Below are 20,254 nucleotides of genomic sequence, written 5' to 3'. Positions count from 1 at the left end.
TAAATCCAGCGTGCAGGCCATCGAAAAGCGTATTTAAATCGGAAAAATACTGCGTAACATCAGTTAGTAAAAACGGGCGACTGTAATAAAGCATCAAAAGTAGATTCGCTGCTTAATCATTACGCTCCAAATTCTCTTATTGACAATACTAAACCCAGGTACAGGGTCTTACCAAATGGTGACACCCTATTGCCTGAAAACGTATTCTACCATCCCGATGTACTCACTATTCGCGTTTATAAGACGAAAGTAATTGGGCTAAACACACAAGGTACTGGATGACCTTTTCCGTCACTTCCAGTCTTTTAGGTGCGCACCCAACCAATGCTTTTAGACTACGCTTATTCAGCCTTAATCCGCGGGTCGAACGCAAAGTCCTCCCACCCTGCAATGCGAATCTGCGCGAAGTCCGGGTGGCGGGTGTTGAGCACATAGTTGTGCTCGTGAGCTACAATGGATGAAGGCACGCGCAACACGGCGGCCTGCTGACGGCGGTACCAGTCGGCCCCTAGCGGCTGGCAGCGCGCATAGTGGCGAGGCAATTGCCATTCCTCGGGCAGTTGGGCGAGGGCTAACTCTTCTACGGCTAAAGTATCGGGCACCTCGATGCGAATTACTTTGAACAGCTCGTTGAGGCCTTCGCCGCTGCGGTGCACCACGTTTTCGAGGCAGGCCAGGGCCCGGCTGCCGGCAGCATAGATGACCAACTGGCCACGCAGGTTCCAGCGGCCGGGGTTGCCCGAGGCAAAGAGGTCGCCGGCGTATTTAGCCAGGCAGATTCGGTAGATTTCCACTTGGGTAGTTCAGGTTGTGGCAGCACAGGAAAGGGGTGCAGGTAGCGAGAATCTCGTCGCGGAACGATTGGCAACTTGCCATTTTATCCCTTTCGCGCTCAACGACGAAACCACTCCTCTACGCTAGGTCGCCGTGGGCGATGCGGTCGACTTCATCAGCTACCAGGTCGATGCCGCCGCTGGTTTCGAGCAGGGCAAGCGGAGGCTGGTTGTCGAGCCCGTAGGCGGGCTTGTCGAGCCAGCGCCGGAAGGCCGTGAGCGAGCCGAATACTTCCTCCCCCTGACTGGCGAGAGCGAGCAGCTTCAGGACTTGTTCGCTGGCGGAGGGGTCAAGGCGCTTTTTGCCGTCGCGGTAGGCGCGCAGGGTTTTGGTCGTGGTATGCAGCAGGTCGGCCAGCTCATTGGCTTGCAAATGCAGCAGGGTAGCTACGTCGAAGGCAGTTTTTGCGGGCACCCCGGTGCGAGCTTCCATCACGAGGGCAAAGGAATCGGCAACAGTGGCTTGCAGGCCCAACAGAGCGGGCGAATACACAGCAGCGGGAGGTATGGCGGCAGTCATGGGCATGGAACTGAGTTCTTCCCCAAAGATGGGAAATATTTCCATAGCAACGGGAAATATTTCCCTTTCGTTTCAACTGCGTTAAAACAGCCTACAGCAAATCCCCTACCTCACGCACCCCAACTGGGCGTGCCACGGTAAAACCTTCGCCAAACTCGACACCGATGATGTGGCCGAATTCCCGCGCCCGCGCTTCCATAAACCGGCCAAAAGCCGGGCTGGAAAGGTAGGTTTGCGGAGCATCCAAGTCGGGGTTGAAAAACTGCGTTTTGAAAGCCTGAATGGCTTCCCACTTCTTTTCCCAATACGGCGTGATGTCGACCACGAAAGCAGGCGGCAGCTGCCGGTCCTGAATGTAGTGGTACACATTTTTGGGCCGCCAGGCCTCCTGCGGCAAGCCATCGTCGCCCAGCGTTTCTATCATGCGCAGCCCGGCCAAGAAGCAGGCCTCAACCGTAAGCTGTGCGGCCCGGCCATGGTCGGGGTGCCGGTCGGCGACGGCATTGGCCAGCACTACCTCGGGCTGGTAGCGCCGAATGGCCGCAATAAGCGGCAACTGGTGCTCCCGGTCGTTGCGGAAGAACCCATCGGCCATGCCCAGGTTCTCGCGAATGGCAATGCCCAAAATTTTACTGGATGCTTCGGCCTCGGCGGCACGTGTAGCGGATGTGCCACGCGTGCCCAGTTCACCCCGCGTAAAGTCGACAATGCCAACCTTTTTGCCAATGGCCATTGAGGCCAGCAGCGTGCCGGCGCAAGACATTTCTACGTCGTCGGGATGGGCGCCGAAAGCCAAGACATCGAGTTTCATCAGAGCAGTTTTAGACAGGTCAAATATTGCAAATGCCGAAGCGCCTTGTGCTTCGGTGGGCTTGGCACCACGGCCAACCTGCACTGGGCTATTTAATGCGCAGTTTCTTGCCCGGCTGCAGGGTGCGCACGCCGGGGTTCAACTTCTTCAGTGTGCTTACCCGCACGCCATAGCGCTCGGCCACCTCCGAAAGGGTATCGCCGGAGCGCACTTTGTGGGTAACTACCTGGCGGGCCCGCGAAGGCCGGCCACTGCCCCCACTACGACTGCGACTAATGGCCCGACTGTAGTAGTTGAACAGCGCAGCCGTGATGGTAAAGTTGTCTTTCCGCAGCTTGTAGCCGGGGAAATCGTACATCAGCGCGGGGTTGATGGGGTTGCCCTGGTAGCGGACCTCAAAGTGCAGGTGCGAACCCGTGCTGCGGCCCGTGCTGCCGCCATAGCCAATGAGTTGGCCAGCTTTCACGAAGGTGCCCACCGGCACCAGCGACTTGTTGAGGTGACCGTAAATCGTTTCCAGGCCGTTGTAGTGGCGCACCAGCAGGTAGTTGCCGTAGCCGCCGCCGTCCCAGGCCTGAATGCGGACCACGCCATCGTAGGCAGCGCGCACCGAGTCTCCGGTTTCCAGGTCGAGGTCCATGCCATAGTGCCAGCGGTAACCCCGGAAGGCAAAGCCCGAGGTGATGGGCGTGGTTACGAGGGGCATCTTGGCGAGTCGCTGCCGGGGCGCGTCGATAAGGCGCAGCTTCAGCGAGTCGCGGTAGCTGCGGCCGTCCACCCGGTAAGGGTTCACCCGATGGGTGTCCCAGATGGAATAGTAGCCCGCCACTTTCACCCACGACGAATCAATCAGCACTTCCTCCGACATTTCCACGATTTCCTGGCCGCCTTCATCCAGCGTGGTCGTGTCTTCGCTCACAATGCTGAGCTTTTTGGCCGGATTGAAGTAGATAGACTTTGCAGCGTCGGAATTGTCGTCGGGAAGTTCCTCGGTTTCAATCACCGTGGTGGTGTCGGGCCGCACGTAACGCATTTTGGGCGTTTTGATGCGAAAGAAATCCGAACTGCCGGTATTACTGCCTTTGGTGTTGGGGCGCGGGGCTTTACGGCGCTGCGCCTGGGCCGGGTTCAGCCCCGCCAGCAGCCAGAACAGCGCCAGTAGCAGCACCGGGCGCCAGAAAGTTGTTGTGTTGAAAGTCAAAAGCAAGCAGAAAAAGCCACGGCCGAGTAATAACACACTCGGGCCGGGCCGTTTGTTCTAGAATAATCGCGGCGCCATGTAAAAAGCTGTGGCGTTACTGCCAGGTTCTCACACGTTGCGAGCAGCAATTTAGTGTACGCCCATGGCTGCGAGGTAGCGTTCGGCATCGAGCGCGGCCATGCAACCGGTGCCGGCAGCCGTTACAGCTTGGCGGTAGGTGTAGTCCTGCACGTCGCCACAGGCAAATACCCCATCAACATTGGTTTTGCTGGTGCCGGGGATAGTTTTCAAATAGCCCTGCTCGTCGTGGTGCAGGTAGGGTTGGAAAATCTTGGAATTCGGCTCGTGCCCGATGGCCACAAAAAAGCCTGTGAGCGGAATCTCCCGGGTTTCGTGGGTCAACAAGTTTTTCACGCGCACGCCCTCTACCGCATGCTCACCCAGAATTTCGTCCGTCACGGTATCGAACAGTACCTCAATCTTGGGGTTATCCAGCACGCGCTTCTGCATAATTTTCGAGGCTTTCATCTCGCTCTTGCGCACTATCATGGTCACCTTGCTGCATAGGTTGGCCAAGTAAGTCGCTTCCTCAGCGGCTGTATCGCCCGCACCCACGATGGCCACTTCCTGCCCGCGATAGAAGAACCCGTCGCACACCGCGCAAGCCGAAACCCCCGAACCATTCAGTTTAGCCTCCGACGGAATGCCCAGCCACTTAGCCGAAGCGCCCGTAGCAATAATCACGGTATCGGCCGTCAGTTCTATCGTTTCATCGATGGTTACGCGCCGTGGCGTTACCGAGAAATCCACCGCTGTGGCGATGCCGTAGCGGACATCAGTACCGAAGCGGGCAGCCTGCTTTTTCAGGTCCTCCATCATTTCGGGGCCCATAATCCCATCGGGATAGCCAGGAAAATTCTCCACGTCGTTGGTAATTGTCAACTGGCCACCCGGCTGCAGGCCCATGTACATTACAGGTGCCATGTTGGCACGAGCGGCGTAAATTGCAGCGGTATAGCCGGCCGGGCCGGAGCCAATAATCAGGCATTTGATGTGTTCCATACGTATTGCCGGCCTATGACCAGCGCTGACCAAGCGTTTGCTTAGTGGTTAAAGTTTATTGATTAGTTGGACGCCCGAACGCTGCATAGTAGCGCATCATTAAGGCGTCCTGTTCTTCAGCAATCCCTTCTGCCGAGCTTTCCGTCAAGTGGCCATCGCATTGGCTCATCCTAGTCAGCATCCGGCCCTGGCGAAAGACCAACTGCAGTCCGTGTTCTACTTCCCATGCGCATTCTGCCTCTATCAACAGATAAATGTCGTGTTGGGCTTCGTCTTCTTCGAATCTAACAAGCAGATGCCGGGGCTGAATATATTGCCAGATATCGGATGGCTGCGTCAACGGCAAAGGCTCGCCATCATCAAGCAAGGCTTGCTGATAATTAGCCATTACAGCGTCCGTCACCGCCAACCGTTCGGCCTCGCCCAAAGCCAGCAAATTCAGTAAAGCTGCATCTGCGGCCCGCATGAACCCCGCCTCGGGAACAGCTCCACAATCGAAAGCCACCTGCACCTGCTGCCCATCAAAAAAAGGCACAGCCAACGGCGCAACAGCTTCCCAAGTATCGCCGAACACGACATCCAGTCTCAGCGCACCAGCTGCTTTACTTACCAAGGAATCGGGCATGACGCGGGGCAAACTGTTTTACAAACACGATAGACGCAGACAAGCGCAAAACCGTACAAAAAACCCCAACCTAATGGTCGGGGTTTTTCATTCTGCAAAACTAATTGATTAGCCGAGATAAGGCTTCAATGCCTTCGAGCGCGAGGTGTGGCGGAGGCGGCGAATGGCCTTTTCCTTAATCTGACGCACCCGTTCGCGGGTCAGGTTAAACTTCTCGCCAATTTCTTCCAGCGTGAGGGCGGCTTCGCCGTTCAGACCAAAGTAGAGCGTGATAACGTCAGCTTCGCGCTTGGTGAGCGTGCTTAGGGCGCGCTGCACCTCCTTGCGGAGCGAGTCATTCATCAGGGCCATGTCCGGCGACTCCTCGTCCTCGTTTTCGAGTACGTCGAGCAGGCGGTTTTCTTCGCCCTGCACAAATGGAGCATCTACCGATACGTGGCGGCCCGAAATCTTGAGCGTGTCCACTACTTCCGAAGTGGTCAACTCCAGTACTTCGGCAATTTCTTCGGGCGAAGGCTCACGCTCAAATTTCTGCTCCAGTTCCGAGAAGGACTTGCTGATTTTGTTCAGTGAACCCACGCGGTTTAGCGGTAGACGCACGATGCGGCTCTGCTCGGCCAGGGCCTGCAGAATCGACTGGCGAATCCACCAAACGGCGTACGAGATGAATTTGAAGCCGCGGGTTTCGTCGAAGCGCTTGGCGGCTTTGATGAGACCGAGGTTGCCTTCGTTGATAAGGTCGCCGAGGCTGAGGCCCTGGTTCTGGTACTGTTTGGCTACCGACACTACAAAACGCAGGTTGGCTTTGGTCAATTTTTCCAGTGCTTGCTGGTCTCCGTCGCGGATACGCTGGGCGAGCGTTACTTCCTCGTCGGGCGTGAGCAAATCAACCTTGCCAATCTCCTGGAGGTACTTATCCAGCGACTGACTTTCGCGGTTGGTAATCTGCTTACTAATTTTTAACTGTCTCATGGGACTAGGTAAGAACGATAATCTGGGGGTTTATACGTAAGAAAAGTCCGTTCGGGCAGTCCCTAAGTCAGAGGAAACCAACAGGCTTCCTGCGACATTAGTTCGGAACTGCCGCGGTTGGCTAGGCTTGGGCTTCGCCGTTGCTGGCGCCGGCCGTTTCTGGCTTGGGCAGCAACACTTTGCGCGAAAGCCGGTACTTGCCGGTTTTCTTATCGATTTCTACCAGTTTCACGTCGATGTCCTGTCCAACTTCCAGCAAGCCTTCCAGCGTCTGGATGCGCTCGTGCGTCACTTCCGAGATGTGCAGCAGGCCGTCTTTGCCCGGCATAATCTCCACGAAGGCGCCGTAGGGCTGAATGCTGCGCACTTTGCCTTTGTACACCTCGCCCACTTCGGGCTGCGCGGCGATGGCGCGAATCCGGTCGATGGCGCCCTGCATGTCCTCCTGGTTCGAGGCGTAGATGCTGACGTGGCCCTTCTCGTCCTTCTCCTCGATAATCACCGTGGCGTTGGTATCCTTCTGAATCTGCTGAATGACCTTGCCGCCTGGGCCGATGATGGCACCGATGAATTCTTTATCAATCAACATCTTGTGCGAGCGAGGCGTGTGGGCCTTCAACTCAGCAGCCGGCGCGGCAATGGTTTTAGCCATTTCGCCTAAAATGTGCAGGCGGCCTTCGCGGGCCTGATGCAGCGCGGCGGTCAGAATCTCGTTGCTCAGGCCCTGGATTTTGATATCCATCTGGCAAGCGCAAATGCCTTTCTCGGTACCAGTTACCTTGAAGTCCATGTCGCCGAGGTGGTCCTCGTCGCCGAGAATGTCGCTTAGTACAGCGTACTCACCGGTTTCCTTGTCCTGCACAAGTCCCATGGCAATGCCCGACACGGCACCAGACACTTTCACACCGGCATCCATCAACGCCAGCGAACCCGCGCACACGGTAGCCATCGAGCTGGAACCGTTCGACTCCAAGATGTCCGACACAATGCGGATGGTGTAGGGGTTCTCATCGTCCGAAGGCAGAACCTGCTTCAGCGAGCGCAGGGCCAGGTTGCCGTGGCCGATTTCGCGGCGGCCAGCACCCCGGTTCGGCTTCACTTCGCCGGTCGAGAAACCGGGGAAGTTGTAGTGCAGCATGAATTTCGAGTAGCCTTTGGCTAGCGGCTGGTCCACAATCTGCTCGTCGAGCTTGGTGCCGAGCGTTACCGTGGTCAGGCTTTGCGTCTCACCACGGGTGAAGATGGCCGAGCCGTGCGCACCGGGCAGGTAGTTAATTTCCGACCAGATGGGGCGAATTTCGGTGAGCTGGCGGCCATCTAGGCGCACCCGCTCTTTCACCATCATGTCGCGAATGGCCTTCTTTTCAGCCGAGCCATAGTAGCGGCTGAACATCTTCTTGTCCAGTTCGGGGTTCTCTTCCAGCAACTGGTCCAAAATGCCTTTTTTCACCGCCGAGAAACCTTCCTTACGGCCGGCTTTGCTGGTATTGCCGGCACGGGCCACGTCGTAAGCGCCTTGGTAGGTGCCTTCGTGGATGCGCTTTTTCAGCTCTTCGTTCTCGTCGTACTTGGGGTAGTCCCGAGTCGGCGAGTCGGCAGTACGGCCTACGGCCTCGGCCAAATCTTTCTGCAGTTGGCACTGAGCCTTGATGGCTTCGTGGCCGAAAGCAATGGCCGCCACCATTTCCTCTTCGCTCACTTCCTTCATGGCGCCTTCCACCATGGCCACGGAATCGGCGGTAGCGCCCACCATCAGGTCCATGTCGGCACGGGCCAGGTCCGAAGTCTTGGGGTTAATCTGGAACTGGCCGTCGATGCGCGCCACGCGCACTTCGGAAATCGGGCCGGCAAACGGAATGTCCGAAATCGACAGCGCCGCCGAAGCAGCCAGGGCAGCCAGGGCATCGGGCTGCACCTCTTTGTCGGCCGAGATGAGGGTAATCATCACCTGCACCTCGTAGTGGTAGTCTTTCGGGAACATCGGCCGCAGGATGCGGTCGACGAGGCGGCAAATCAGGATTTCGTAGTCGCTCAAGCGGCCTTCGCGGCGCTGAAACGAGCCGGGAATCTTGCCGGCCGAGCCGAATTTCTCCTGGTAGTCTACCGACAGGGGCAGAAAGTCAACGCCGTCGCGCTGGCTCGGGGCCGAAACCACCGTGGCGAGCAGCATGGTGTCGCCGAGGCGAACCACAACGGCGCCGTCGGCGAATTTGGCCAGCTTGCCGGTTTCGATGGAGATAACGCGGCCGTCGGGCAGCGCCAGGGTTTTGGTAATGGCGTGGGGTTGGGACATCAGCGGGATTTGCTTGGAAAAGCGACAGCGGGCGAGCAGCCAAAAACGAGCACCGCGAGCGGCCCTCATTACTCAGGTAAACACAACAATGCACCGATGGCAAAACAGCTTTCCGGGCGGGCCTCGGGGCCGAACCAACCCGAACAAAAAAAGAGTAGGGAACCTTCGTTGGAAGGCTCCCTACTCTCAGTTTCTGGACTTACTTACGGATGCCCAGCTCCTTGATGATGGCGCGGTAGCGGTTGATTTCGCGGTGCTGCAGGTAATCCAGCATGCTGCGACGCTTACCTACGAGCTTCAGGAGGCCCAGGCGGGTGCTGTGGTCCTTCTTGTTCACCTTCAGGTGCTCGGTGAGGTGGGTGATGCGGTGCGTGAAGAGGGCAATTTGCGACTCGGCCGAACCAGTATCGGTTTTTACTTTCTGCAGGCTGTTCTTTTCGAAGATGGCCTGTTTTGCTTCGGTATTTAAAATCATCGGCTGATAGGTGTGACCCCGTCTTAGATTTTAGGATGAAAAAAGGAATTTGATTACCCCACACATTGGGGTGCCGCAAAGGTACGAAATTTAAAAACAGGATGAAAGAGCATTGACGAGATTTGTGCTCAGTGCCTACGCAACGACTTCTTCTTCCGGCTCGGTGATTTTGCGCAGCGCCGGTATGCCCAGACGCTGCGGCAGCCGGCGCCAGAAGTCGAGCTCCAGCAGGCCGGAGTCGTTGTAAGCCTGGTACAGGAAGAACAAGCCCGCTGGCAGCAGCACTAGGTTCGACATCCACATGCCCACGCCTACTGGCATCACAAACTCGCGGCCATACTTCTCGCCCATGATACTCACCACGTAGTACACGATGAAGAAGAGAATGGAAATCAGAATGGGGACACCCAGCCCACCCTTCTTGATGATGGAACCCAGCGGCGCCCCAATGAGAAACATCAGCAAAACAGCTACCGACTGCGTGTACTTGCGGTACACCTCAATGCGAAACAGGGCCGAGTTGCGGGCATATTCGTTGAGGCGTTCGGCAGTAGAGTTTGCAAAACTCTGGAGGTTGCGCGCTCGGTTTTGGGCTTGTTCCAAAACCGCGCTGGACAGTGGTGCTAATTTGCCGGGTGCCACCACAATGGCGTCGGCTTTGCGGTCAGCAGCTTTACCGGTGGTATCGAAACGGGCATAAGTATAGTAGGCATTCATTTGCCGTGGAATCTGCTGCTCTTCTTGATGAAGCTTACGCTGCACAGAATCCGTTCCCTCATGCAGTTGCTTTATGTTAAGCATCATACGGTTGGTTTTGAACAATTCCTTATCGGTATGGCCCAATCCAAATGAAGCCAGCGAAAAGGTTACGACGCTTTTGTCGAAGCCCTGACGAACAAAGCTGGCCCCGGCCCGGTCCGAAGCGTCGGGTTGCTCTACATAGCTATGCCCGTGGAACAGCTTTAATGCCAACGCACTGCCGCCTTGTGTAGTGGACATCTGCCCCGAGTCTGCCAGCATCACAGTGGAATTGCCCGACTTCTGGGTGTGGTCGTAAATCATCACTCCGTGCAGGTGGTCGCCGTTCTCCCCAGTCTTCTTGTCTACTTTGATGGTGTACCCAGGGATGCCACTGTAAAACACGCCTTCGCGGATATCAAGGGCCAGTTTTTGTTGGCGTACATCCCAGAGCAAACTGTAGGCATTCAGGTTCGCCTTCGGCACAATGTTCTCATTGAACCAGAACGCACCCACCGCCAGCCCAATGGTAAGCAGCAATACTGGCCGCAAAATGCGCGTGAGCGCAATACCCGATGCTTTAATTGCCGTGAGCTCGTGGTGCTCGCCCAGGTTGCCGTACGTCATCAGCGAGGAAAGCAGCACCGCCAGCGGCAGCGAAACCGGCACGATGAGCACACTGAAATAAAAAAGCAGCTTCAACAACACGGCAGTGCCCAAATCCTTACCGATGATGTCGTCAAGGTACTTGAGTAGCGTGTGGGTAAGCAGGATGAACTGCACCACCGCGAAGGTGAGCAGGAAGGGCCCAGCAAAGGCCTTTAGAATGAGCTTATCGAGCTTTTTGAGCATAATCAAAACCTAAGGTGGGTCAGCAACCGCGCAGTGCCAACGCACCGGGCCAAAAAAAAGTACCCCGCCGGCCGGGCCAACGGGGTACTCGGGGCTGGCAGTGCGGCAAAGTTAGCCCCCTACCTGCTCGCGCAACTTGGCCACGAGGCCTTCCCACATTTCCTGCTGCTCGGCCGGGTCGAGCGCAGCCGAGTAATCAATTACCCGTAAGTAAACCTCGTCGGTTACCTGTGAGGAATCTAGGGAAAACTCCAGGTAATTGGCATCGGGCAGCGACTGGCGGTGGTCATCGAGAAACACGAAGCGCACGGCGCGGTTCAGGCGCTGGCCCGAAATTTCGGCGTAATGGTTTTCGTGGTCCCAAATAAAGTTGAGGCGCTGGCCCTCCACGTAGCGCACATCGTCGCAAAACCACTGGGTGAGGCCGGAAGCCGTAGCCAGGTAAGGAAAAAGAATTTTGGGCGAAGCATTGACGGGGAATTCCGCTACGAAGCGCGCTTTCGTTTGAGTATCAGATAAAGCCATTGGAGGAAGTCGAAAATTCGGCGCCCCCCTTGGACTGAAACCAACGGGGCGCAACATAAAAACAGTGTTTTTTGGCTTATGGGCTTGCACAACGGGTTTTCGTCATTGTACCTTTGCACCCACAAAACCCGGCGGGGTAGCTCAGCTGGTTAGAGCACAGGATTCATAACCCTGAGGTCGGCGGTTCGAGCCCGCCTCCCGCTACGTCGAAAACCGTTTCAGCATTGCGCTGGAGCGGTTTTTTCGTTTCCGGCCTTCCGAAGGCGGCCGTGTAACACTCCACCCAGCCATGCGGCGCGAAGTGGGAATGCCCGAAACAAGAAGACGCTGGACCCACAAAGGAGCCAGCGTCTTCTTGGTCAATAGCGCACAGGGGCAGTTATTTCACCTTCTCCACGATGCCTTTGAAGGCATCCGGGTGGTTCAGGGCCAAGTCCGCTAGCACTTTGCGATTGAGCTCGATGCCAGCCTTTTTCAGACCGCCCATCAGCTGCGAGTACGACAGACCGTGCTCACGCGCACCGGCGTTGATACGCTGAATCCACAGGGCGCGGAACTCGCGCTTCTTTACTTTACGGTCGCGGTAAGCGTAGAGAAGGCCTTTTTCAACGGCATTCTTGGCTACGGTCCACACGTTTTTGCGACGGCCATAGTAGCCCTTCGCCAAACGCATGATTTTCTTACGGCGGTGGCGCGAGGCCACGTGGTTGACACTTCTTGGCATAACCTAGAGAGTTTTTGGCAGCCGGCGACGGGTTAAGTCTTAGAGCCGGAAGCCTGGTGAAAATTGCTTGTTAATTGACTCAGATGTTGAGCATCTGACGCACCCGATTCATGTCGGCGCTGCTTACCAGACCGGTGTGGGTCAGGCCGCGCTTCTGCTTGGTCGTCTTCTTGGTCAGAATGTGCGATTTGAAGGCGTGCTTCCGCTTCACCTTGCCCGTTCCGGTGAGCGCAAAGCGCTTCTTGGCACCGGATTTCGTCTTTACTTTCGGCATCGTAGTGGTTGTTGGAGGGTTGGTTGTTGATTGTTGATTGCTCGCCCACCAAGGGTCGGCAAGCCATCTTCAACCGGGTAATGCTATTCGGCAGCGTCGGCTGGGGCCGGGGCAGCTTCGGAGGAGGCCGGAGCAGGATTGTCGGCCGGCTTGGCTTTCTTCTCGGGTTTTGCGTCGCCAGCAGCAGGAGCAGCAGCCTTAGCAGCGGCTTTGGCAACTACCGCCGCCTTAGGAGCGAGGTAGAGGAACATGCGCTTGCCTTCGAGCTTGGGCAACTGCTCTACTTTGGCCAAGTCCTCGAGGGCCTGGGCAAATTTGAGCAGCAGGATTTCGCCGCGCTCCTTGAAGACGATGCTGCGGCCGACGAAGTGGACATAGCTCTTGATTTTCGCGCCTTCGCGCAGAAACTCCTGGGCATGTTTCACCTTGAAGTCGAAGTCGTGCTCGTCGGTGTTGGGACCGAAACGAATTTCCTTCAGGACGACCTTGGTTTGCTTGGCCTTCAGTTCGCGGGTCTTCTTCTTCTGCTCGTACTTGAATTTCGAGTAGTCGATGACGCGGCAAACGGGAGGAGTGGCCGTGGGCGAAATCTCGACGAGGTCGAGATTTTGGTCCTGGGCCATTTTACGGGCTTGGTCAGTCGGGTAGACGCCTTGCTCCACGTTGTCGCCAACGAGGCGCACTTCGCGGGCCGTAATTTTCTGGTTGATTTTGAACGGCTCTTCCACCTGCTGGCGGGGCACGTACCGACGGTTCGGGGCTGCTATGGTTTGGTCCTCCTGCTAAAAAAGTGGCGGGGAATGAGATTCTGGGCGGTTTAGGCCGATTAAGGCCTGGCAATCAGGGGGCAAATATCGTTATTTAAAATTGGAAAGACAAGCCAAGCACAGAAGGAATTTGCCAGACGTTCAAAATTGAGCCTATCCTGTTAAGTAAGAACGTCATGCTGAATGCAGTGAAGCATCTCTACAGCCTTAGTAAATTTAATTACTGCTGCGGTAAAGATGCTTCGTTGCGTTCAGCATGACGGGTCAATTATGAACGCCTTGGCCTGCCAACGCTACATCGCGGCTATCATCTGGCTCTGCACACTCTTCACGAAGGCGTCGAGCGGCATGGAGCCAAGGTCACCTTCGCCATGCTTGCGCACGGAAATGATGTTATCCTGGGCCTCCTTCTCCCCCACTACCAGCAGGTAAGGAATCTTGCCCATTTCGGCATCGCGGATTTTGCGGCCGATGCGCTCGTCGCGGCCATCAACGGTGCCGCGCAGGTCGTGCTGCTCCAGTTGGGCTTTCACTTCGTAGGCGTAGTCGCTGTACTTATCGGAAATGGGCAGCACGATGAACTGCTCGGGCGTGAGCCAGAGCGGGAAATTGCCGCCGCAATGCTCGATGAGCACTGCTACGAAGCGTTCGAGTGAGCCAAATGGGGCGCGGTGAATCATCACGGGGCGCTGCTTGGAGTTGTCGGCGGCGGTGTATTCGAGGTCGAACCGCTCGGGCAGGTTGTAGTCGACCTGAATGGTGCCCAGCTGCCAGCGGCGGCCAATGGCGTCGCGCACCATGAAGTCGAGCTTGGGGCCGTAGAAAGCCGCTTCGCCCAATTCGGTGGTGGTGATGAGGCCTTTTTCGGCGGCGGCTTCGATGATGGCGCTTTCGGCCAACGCCCAGTTTTCGTCGGTTCCGATGTACTTGGTTTTGTTCTCGGGGTCGCGCAGCGAAATCTGGGCGGTGAAATCGGTGAAATCAAGCGCCTTGAGCACGTAGAGCACGATATCAATCACCTTCATAAACTCGTCCTTCACCTGGTCGGGGCGGCAAAACAGGTGGGCATCGTCCTGCGTGAAGCCGCGCACGCGGGTGAGGCCGTGCAGCTCGCCCGACTGCTCGTAGCGGTACACGGTGCCGAATTCGGCGAGGCGCACGGGCAAGTCGCGGTAGCTGCGGGGCTCGGTTTTATAGATTTCGCAGTGGTGCGGGCAGTTCATCGGCTTGAGGAAGAATTCCTCGCCGGGATTGGGCGTTTTGATGGGCTGGAACGAGTCGGCCCCATACTTTTCGTAGTGGCCGCTGGTTACGTACAGCTCTTTGGCTCCGATGTGAGGCGTGACAACGGGTAAGTAGCCGGCCTTTACCTGGGCTTTGCGCAGAAATTGCTCGAGGCGCTCGCGCAGGGCGGTGCCTTTGGGCAGCCACAGCGGCAGCCCCGCTCCTACTTTCTCCGAGAAAGCGAAAAGCTTCAACTCTTTGCCAAGCTTGCGGTGGTCGCGGCGCTTGGCTTCTTCGAGGCGCTCGAGGTACTCGGTGAGGTCCTTGGCTTTGGGGAAAGTGATGCCGTACACCCGGGTCAGCTGCTGGCGGTTGGCATCGCCGCGCCAGAACACGCCGCCCACGTTCATCAGCTTGGCCGCTTTGATGGTCCCGGTGTCGGGTATGTGCGGGCCGCGGCAGAGGTCGGTGAAACCGCCTTGCGTGTAAAAGGTGATGCTACCGTCCTCCAGGTTTTCGAGCAGCTCTAGCTTATAAGGGTCCTGCTTGTCGGTGAAGTAGGCAATGGCGTCTGCTTTCGAAACTTCCTTGCGCTCGTAGCGGCTCTTGTTTTTGGCCAGCTCCAGCATCTTCTTCTCGATTTCGGGGAAGTCTTCGCTGCTGATGCTGCGGCCCTCGCCGAGGTCGACATCGTAGTAGAAGCCGTTTTCGATGGCTGGGCCAATAGCCAGCTTCACGCCGGGGTACAGCGCTTCGAGCGCCTCGGCCATGAGGTGGGCCGACGAGTGCCAGTAAGTCGATTTGCCAGCGGTGTCATTCCAAGTAAGGATGCTGACGGTGGCGTTGTCGGGCAAGGGGCGGTGCAAGTCGCGCACGTCCCCATTCACTGTTACGGCGAGGGCGTTGCGGGCGAGGCCTTCGGAGATGCTGGCGGCGACGTCGTAGCCGGTTGCGCCTTGGGGCAACTGGCGACCGGAACCGTCGGGGAGAGTGATGTTGAGCATAATACTAGGTAAAAAGGCCCCGCTTGGGGCAGGCAGGGCGCAAGTTAGCACGTGCGCCGGGAGAGAGCTTCTTTTTATTGACCCCAACAATTGCCAGGCATCCTCGAAAGCTGACCCATCAGGGCGCAGCTACTGGCCTGGCACGGGCTTTAACGCGCTCACCGGAGCCAGTGGCTCGAAACCAGTTGGGCGAGCTGACAGGCGCGACTTTGGCCGCGAACCACGGCGCAGGCTGTCGGGCAAGGTGGCATCCCCCACTTTCCACGCCTTGAAGGTCCAATGAGCATTGCCGGGGTTTTCGGCAACCAGCAAGCGGTACTGAGCCAAGGCTTCGGGGAGGCGGTTTTGCGTTTCGAGGGCTTCGGCCAGCAGGGCGCGGGCCTGGGGCAGGCGCGGGTTGCGACGGAGGGCTCGCGCCATGTGGGCGATGACCGCGGCCGGCTGACGGTTTTTGGCCGCTGCCAAACCCAAACGATAATCGGCCCGGTACACGCTCGTGTCCAGGGCCAGGGCGCGGCGGTAGTACCAGAGGGCGCTGTCGGGGCGCCCCTGCAGCTCCAGCTGGCGGCCATAGTCGTAGCGCAATTGGCCGGAAGCAGTATCGAGCTTCATGCCCAGCGCGGCGTAGCGGGCAGCCTCCATTGGGATGTGCCAGGCATTCAGCAAAAAGGCCAACTGGTGCAGGATTTCGGGCTCCCGGGGGTCGCGGGCCAGGGCATCCTGCAAGTATTGCACGGCGGTACTGGTATCGTTGGACGCAGCGTAGGCCAGGCCTTTGTAGAAGAGCGCAGCGGGCTGGTCGGGGTCAAGGCGCAAGGTGCGGTCGAGGTTGTCGAGAGCCGCGGGGTAGTTGCGGGCGGCGAGGTGGGTTTCGCCTACTAGGAGCGGCAACTCGGGGCCGCGGAAACCATGCTCAGCGGCTTGGCGGGCAGCACTTAACGCTTCGTTGAGTTGGCCTAAGGCGCGGAAAGCCCGGGCTTGCAGGAAATACAGCTTGCCATCGGCATCATCGATAGCCAAGGCGCTGGCAACATCGGCCAGGGCGGCCCGGGGCTGCCCAGCGGCCAGGCGCAGACTGGCGCGGCGGGCCAATAGCGCAGTATTGCGTGGTTCGAGTTGGATAGCGCCGTTCAATTCATCGGCCTGCACGCGGGGGCCGCTTTGTACCGTCGCCAAGTCAATGAGCGTATCGGCCCGTTCGGCGGGTGCTGACTGGCAGCCAGCCAGCAAGCCCAAAAACAGGAAGAAACGGCGAGTGGAAAACATAGGAGGCCTGCTCTAAAACTTTTCAAAAGTAGCAGCAGCGAATGGTTGTAGCGCCGACGCACACACTTCAGCCCCGTAAAGATTCAGCATGTCACGCTCAATCGAATAATACCTGCACAATTACGAATAGCCACTTAATTCAGGGGTTCTGTTAATAAAATGCCTAGCGAAACGCAATTTCATTTGTCAGAAACTATTCTCAACGCCTTTTACTTTGGTAACTTTGCAAGAACCATTTTTCCGCTACATAACCACGTTACATGAAGCATTCTTTCTCTTCTAACCTGTTACGCCAAGGGTTGGCCGTGGGCTTGATTGGCTTATTCTATTCGGGCAGTTTTTACCTGGGCCAGTCGACTAAACTCAGCAAAAGCGCTATGTTCCTCGAGTTGGCGAATGAAAACGAAGAAGAAGGAGACGACGGAGACCGGGTTTTCAACGACCGGCCCGACCTGGCGCTGGAGCAGGAAATGGAGCTCACCCGCGACCCCGCGACTGGCCTGGTACCCCGGCAACGGCTGCTAGCCGCCGCGCAGTACAACGAGGACATGCTGGCCAAAATGGCCGGCCAACGTCCCACGGCGGGTGCTCTTTCGAATGCCACTTGGACGGAGCGCGGCCCTTCGAGCGTAGCTGGGCGGGTGCTGGGCTTGTTGGTTGACCCCAGCGATGCCAGTGGCAATACCATCTGGGCGGGCGCGGCCGGCGGTGGCCTGTGGAAGGCCACCAATGCCACCACCAGCAGTATTCGGTGGAGTAACGTCAATTCTTTCTTGTCGAACCTGGCCGTTACCACCATTGCCGCGGGCCCTGCCTCGCTCCCACCGGCCATGTACTGTGGCACCGGCGAGGGATACAACAACGGAGGTGCTATTCAGGGGGCCGGTATCTGGAAATCGACGGATGGTGGCGCCACCTGGACCCAGTTGGCCAGCACGAATAGTTCCAACTTCTACTACGTACAAAAAGTACTGGTGCATCCGGTTTCGGGCGATGTATATGCGGCAACCCGAAGTGGTTTGTGGCGCAGCCAGAACGGCGGCACCACCTGGACGCTTGTGCTTGCTACTACCGTTTCGCCTGCCACAGCAACGCCACGTGTCGCTGACATTGAAATTGCTGCCGACAATACGCTGTTTGCCGCACTGGGTATCTTCTCCACCGACGGCATTTACCGCTCGGCGACCGGAGATGCTGGTTCCTGGACCAAGCTGAACACGTTGCCTGGCTCGGGCCTGCCTACAACCGGGTACAACCGCATCGAGGTGGCTTGTGCTCCTTCCGATGCGAACCGCGTGTATGCGTTGTTTCAGTCGTCGGCGTCAGGAACTCCTTTTTTGAATATATACCGCTCGATGGACAAGGGAAATACGTGGGTCACGATGGCCCGTCCCGGTGCCACTGCAGCCAATCCGAGCTTTGATTTTACGCGGGGCCAATCCTGGTATGACTTGGCGGCGGCGGTATCGCCAGCCGATGCCAATGCTTTGTATGTGGGCGGCATCGACCTGTGGTTTACCAACAACGGGGGCAAAGCCAAGGCCGACAGCATTGTTTGGGACCAGGAAACTGCGTGGAACACTACCCGTACGTCGGTCTATTATGTACACGCCGACCAGCACGCCATCGCCTTTGTACCTACCACTGTGGCGCCCGCCAACAAAGCTTTCTTTGGTAGTGATGGCGGCGTAGCCTACTCGGCCGACGCATCCATCAGCAACGGACCACAGCCGCAATTCAGCCAGCGTAATACCAACTTCAACATTACCCAGTATTATGCTGTGGCAATGCACCCGACGAATTTTAATTACTTTTTGGCGGGAGCCCAGGATAACGGCACCCACCAATTCACCGTTGCGGGCATGAATGCAACCACGGAAGTCACGGGAGGCGATGGCGCCTTTTGCGCCATCGACCAGGACAATCCTGCCGTGCAGTTCACCAGTTACGTGTACAACCAATACCGGCGCTCCACCAACGGCGGCAATAGCTTCGCTAACTTTAACATCAGCGCAACGGCCGGCTCGTTTATTAATCCCTGGGAATACGACAGCCAGGCCAACATACTGTATGCCTGCTACAACACCGATACGTACCTGGCGTGGACCAATGCCGGTGATGTTACGGTTAGTACGCCGACAACGATTACCCCCAGCCTGGGAGCTGGCGCGGGCCGGGTTACCCACGTTAAGGTGTCGCCGTTTATCCGCAAGCGCATCTACGTGGGTACCAATGCCGGCAAAGTGTTGGTGGTGGATAGCGCCCATACCACGACGCCGGTAGTGCGCACGCTGCGCACTGGCACGGCCGGCTCGTCCGTATCGTGTGTTGCCATCGACCCCACCAACGAAAAGCACCTGCTGGTGACGTATTCGAACTACGGTATTGTGAGCGTGTACGAAACCCAAGATGCCGATGCCGCTACCCCTACCTGGACCAGTGTAGAAGGTGGGCTGCCCGACATGCCGGTACGGTGGGCCCTTTTTGACCCACGCAACCCTGCCCGGGCCATGCTAGCCACCGAAATGGGCGTGTATTCGACTGAATCGCTCAGCGGTTCGGCTACTGCCTGGATGCCTGCCAACAACGGCTTGCTCAATACCAGCGTTTACATGTTGCGCTACCGTTCAGGTGACCAAACGGTAGCGGCCGCTACCTACGGCCGGGGCCTATTCACATCGAATGTGCTCGCCACGTCGGCGTTGGCAACAAAGCCAAATGCGGCTGACCTGTTCACCTCAGCTTACCCCAATCCCTTCACCAACGAGCTGAACTTGGACCTGGCGCCTACGGCTGCCCGTACTCCTGCCACCGTATACCTGGCCGATGCGCTGGGACGGCGGGTGTATACAACAACGGTACAACCACAAAATGGAGCGCTGCACTTCCCGGTGCCTGCTACGTTGGCGCCTGGCAATTATACGCTGGTCGTAATCCAAGCCGGCCGGCAAACCAGCCGTCGCGTAACGAAGCACTAAAACGCTGGCAAGCTTAAGCGAAAACCCTGACTGAACGCGCAAACTTTGTGCGCCCAGTCAGGGCTTTTTGGTGGCCGTATCCGCGGGTACCGGCATAAGCGTTGTTGGGCTGCTGACGGGCAATTCCTGTAGTGGCGCCTTTACTTTTTGGCCCATTCGCACGCGTTGTCGCTGGCGGCGGGCATCGGCTCGCAACAGCGGCGGTAGCAGCATGCTGCAGGAGCGTAGTATCACCAGGTCTTCGCTGGTAATGGGGGGGATTTTCTGCGCGGCCTCAAGCGTCGCAATGGCCCGGCGGCGGCGGCCCTGGTACTTGTACATGCGAGCGAGGTCGTAGTACAGAGGCAGGCTCTGCGGGGCCAGAACTAGCGCTTTTTCAAGGTCTTCCATGGCTTCACGGCTGTCGCCCCCACTGGGCACTCCACCCAGCACCAGCTTGCTGTAGAGCCGCTCCAGCACATTGTAATGCGACACGCGGTATTGCCAACGGCCGCGCAGCTGCCAAGCTTCGGCCAAATCGGGGCGGTGCTGGGTGGCCAGGTACACATGCGAGCGCAGGTCGCGGAAGGCTTCGAGGCGCGCGCCAGCATTGTAGAGCGTAGCCTGGCTGAATAGGGCCAGCGCTACGGCGTAGTTGCTCTCGCCGCCCTCAGGCCGCAAAGCGAGCGCCCGGTCGGCGTATTGGCGAGCGGCGTCGAAGTAGGCCGATTTACGGGTCTCGTCGGAGTATCGGGCCCCTATTTTCACGCTGAGCACGGCCGCCTGCCACAGGGCTAGGTAGTGTTGCGAGTTGATTTTCAACACTTCCTGGTATACGCCCAGGGCCTCCGACTCCTTGAATGTGTTGACCAAAGCTGCTGCCTGAAACAGCTTGGTTCGCACGGCCGGTGGGTCGGCGGGCGGGTCTGGCACCAAGGGTATTGCAGCTTTTGCCCGCGTTGATTTGGCAACAGTCCGCGACCATGGCTGTGCGGTTGCGGGCGGTGCTACGCCAACAAGCAAGGCTATGGCAGTGCCCAGCATTCCGACGGATAACCGCGAGGCACCAGCATACCTAAACCGAGCAAACACAAGCATAGCAGCAAATAAAGTAGCAGCGGCGCAAACGAC

17 protein-coding genes, 1 tRNA gene and 1 pseudogene are annotated in these 20,254 nt (G+C 57.7%); 2 read left to right on the top strand and 17 right to left on the bottom strand.

The window, feature by feature from the left end; genetic code table 11:
- Positions 1 to 341: 341 nt before the first annotated feature.
- From ABD837_RS02895 to ABD837_RS02845, 11 genes are all read right to left on the bottom strand, one after another.
- Entirely contained in the window at positions 342 to 794 is a 453-nt protein-coding gene (locus ABD837_RS02895) for an RES family NAD+ phosphorylase (protein ID WP_345050068.1), read from the bottom strand.
- 118 nt (positions 795 to 912) lie between these two features.
- Positions 913 to 1,398, bottom strand: a complete 486-nt coding sequence (gene parS, locus ABD837_RS02890) for a type II RES/Xre toxin-antitoxin system antitoxin (protein ID WP_345050065.1) — start codon at positions 1,396 to 1,398, stop codon at positions 913 to 915.
- 46 nt (positions 1,399 to 1,444) lie between these two features.
- A complete protein-coding gene (gene bshB1 / locus ABD837_RS02885; RefSeq protein WP_345050062.1) occupies positions 1,445 to 2,164 on the bottom strand; it encodes a bacillithiol biosynthesis deacetylase BshB1 in 720 nt (239 codons plus the stop codon).
- An 88-nt stretch (positions 2,165 to 2,252) separates the two neighbouring features.
- Positions 2,253 to 3,365, bottom strand: coding sequence for a peptidoglycan DD-metalloendopeptidase family protein (locus ABD837_RS02880; RefSeq protein ID WP_345050060.1), 1,113 nt, complete (start codon positions 3,363 to 3,365; stop codon positions 2,253 to 2,255).
- 129 nt (positions 3,366 to 3,494) lie between these two features.
- Entirely contained in the window at positions 3,495 to 4,427 is a 933-nt protein-coding gene (trxB, locus tag ABD837_RS02875) for a thioredoxin-disulfide reductase (protein WP_345050058.1), read from the bottom strand.
- A 55-nt stretch (positions 4,428 to 4,482) separates the two neighbouring features.
- A complete protein-coding gene (locus ABD837_RS02870; protein WP_345050057.1) occupies positions 4,483 to 5,052 on the bottom strand; it encodes a DUF6985 domain-containing protein in 570 nt (189 codons plus the stop codon).
- Between the two features lie 108 nt (positions 5,053 to 5,160).
- On the bottom strand, positions 5,161 to 6,024 hold the full coding sequence (locus ABD837_RS02865; RefSeq protein WP_035566352.1) for a sigma-70 family RNA polymerase sigma factor: 864 nt from the start codon (positions 6,022 to 6,024) through the stop codon (positions 5,161 to 5,163).
- A gap of 121 nt (positions 6,025 to 6,145) precedes the next feature.
- Complete coding sequence (pnp, locus tag ABD837_RS02860) at positions 6,146 to 8,317, bottom strand: polyribonucleotide nucleotidyltransferase (RefSeq protein ID WP_345050047.1); 2,172 nt, start codon at positions 8,315 to 8,317, stop codon at positions 6,146 to 6,148.
- A gap of 199 nt (positions 8,318 to 8,516) precedes the next feature.
- Entirely contained in the window at positions 8,517 to 8,792 is a 276-nt protein-coding gene (rpsO, locus tag ABD837_RS02855) for a 30S ribosomal protein S15 (protein WP_208172960.1), read from the bottom strand.
- A 135-nt stretch (positions 8,793 to 8,927) separates the two neighbouring features.
- Positions 8,928 to 10,382, bottom strand: a complete 1,455-nt coding sequence (locus ABD837_RS02850) for an LptF/LptG family permease (RefSeq protein WP_345050041.1) — start codon at positions 10,380 to 10,382, stop codon at positions 8,928 to 8,930.
- A gap of 111 nt (positions 10,383 to 10,493) precedes the next feature.
- A complete protein-coding gene (locus tag ABD837_RS02845) occupies positions 10,494 to 10,907 on the bottom strand; it encodes an START-like domain-containing protein (RefSeq protein WP_345050038.1) in 414 nt (137 codons plus the stop codon).
- A 130-nt stretch (positions 10,908 to 11,037) separates the two neighbouring features.
- Between ABD837_RS02845 and ABD837_RS02840 the strand changes: the two genes are divergently transcribed.
- Positions 11,038 to 11,111 (top strand) — tRNA-Met (locus ABD837_RS02840).
- 175 nt (positions 11,112 to 11,286) lie between these two features.
- Here ABD837_RS02840 and rplT read toward each other — a convergent pair.
- The 5 genes and pseudogenes from rplT to ABD837_RS02815 all read right to left on the bottom strand — a co-directional run bounded on the left by rplT (position 11,287) and on the right by ABD837_RS02815 (position 16,166).
- The gene (gene rplT, locus ABD837_RS02835) at positions 11,287 to 11,631 is read right to left on the bottom strand and encodes a 50S ribosomal protein L20 (RefSeq protein ID WP_345050037.1); all 345 of its coding nucleotides are present in this window, start codon (positions 11,629 to 11,631) and stop codon (positions 11,287 to 11,289) included.
- Positions 11,632 to 11,710: 79 nt separating this feature from the next.
- Complete coding sequence (rpmI, locus tag ABD837_RS02830; protein WP_046242504.1) at positions 11,711 to 11,905, bottom strand: 50S ribosomal protein L35; 195 nt, start codon at positions 11,903 to 11,905, stop codon at positions 11,711 to 11,713.
- 209 nt (positions 11,906 to 12,114) lie between these two features.
- A pseudogene (gene infC / locus ABD837_RS02825) lies at positions 12,115 to 12,672 on the bottom strand (translation initiation factor IF-3); the annotation flags it as partial.
- 293 nt (positions 12,673 to 12,965) lie between these two features.
- Positions 12,966 to 14,900, bottom strand: a complete 1,935-nt coding sequence (gene thrS, locus ABD837_RS02820; RefSeq protein ID WP_345050031.1) for a threonine--tRNA ligase — start codon at positions 14,898 to 14,900, stop codon at positions 12,966 to 12,968.
- Between the two features lie 129 nt (positions 14,901 to 15,029).
- Positions 15,030 to 16,166 carry a tetratricopeptide repeat protein gene (locus ABD837_RS02815; protein ID WP_345050028.1) on the bottom strand — a complete coding sequence of 379 codons (1,137 nt, stop codon included), beginning with the start codon at positions 16,164 to 16,166 and terminating at the stop codon, positions 15,030 to 15,032.
- A 260-nt stretch (positions 16,167 to 16,426) separates the two neighbouring features.
- Here ABD837_RS02815 and ABD837_RS02810 point away from each other — a divergent pair, with 260 nt between their 5' ends.
- Positions 16,427 to 19,144: a T9SS type A sorting domain-containing protein gene (locus ABD837_RS02810; RefSeq protein ID WP_345050026.1), complete on the top strand. Its 2,718-nt coding sequence runs from the start codon at positions 16,427 to 16,429 to the stop codon at positions 19,142 to 19,144.
- 57 nt (positions 19,145 to 19,201) lie between these two features.
- Here ABD837_RS02810 and ABD837_RS02805 read toward each other — a convergent pair whose 3' ends face one another.
- Positions 19,202 to 20,056, bottom strand: coding sequence for a tetratricopeptide repeat protein (locus ABD837_RS02805; RefSeq protein ID WP_345050070.1), 855 nt, complete (start codon positions 20,054 to 20,056; stop codon positions 19,202 to 19,204).
- Positions 20,057 to 20,254: the final 198 nt, after the last annotated feature.

The organism is Hymenobacter glaciei (assembly GCF_039539585.1).
Classification (GTDB): domain Bacteria; phylum Bacteroidota; class Bacteroidia; order Cytophagales; family Hymenobacteraceae; genus Hymenobacter; species Hymenobacter glaciei.
This window is presented reverse-complemented; position numbering and strand designations above follow the sequence as displayed.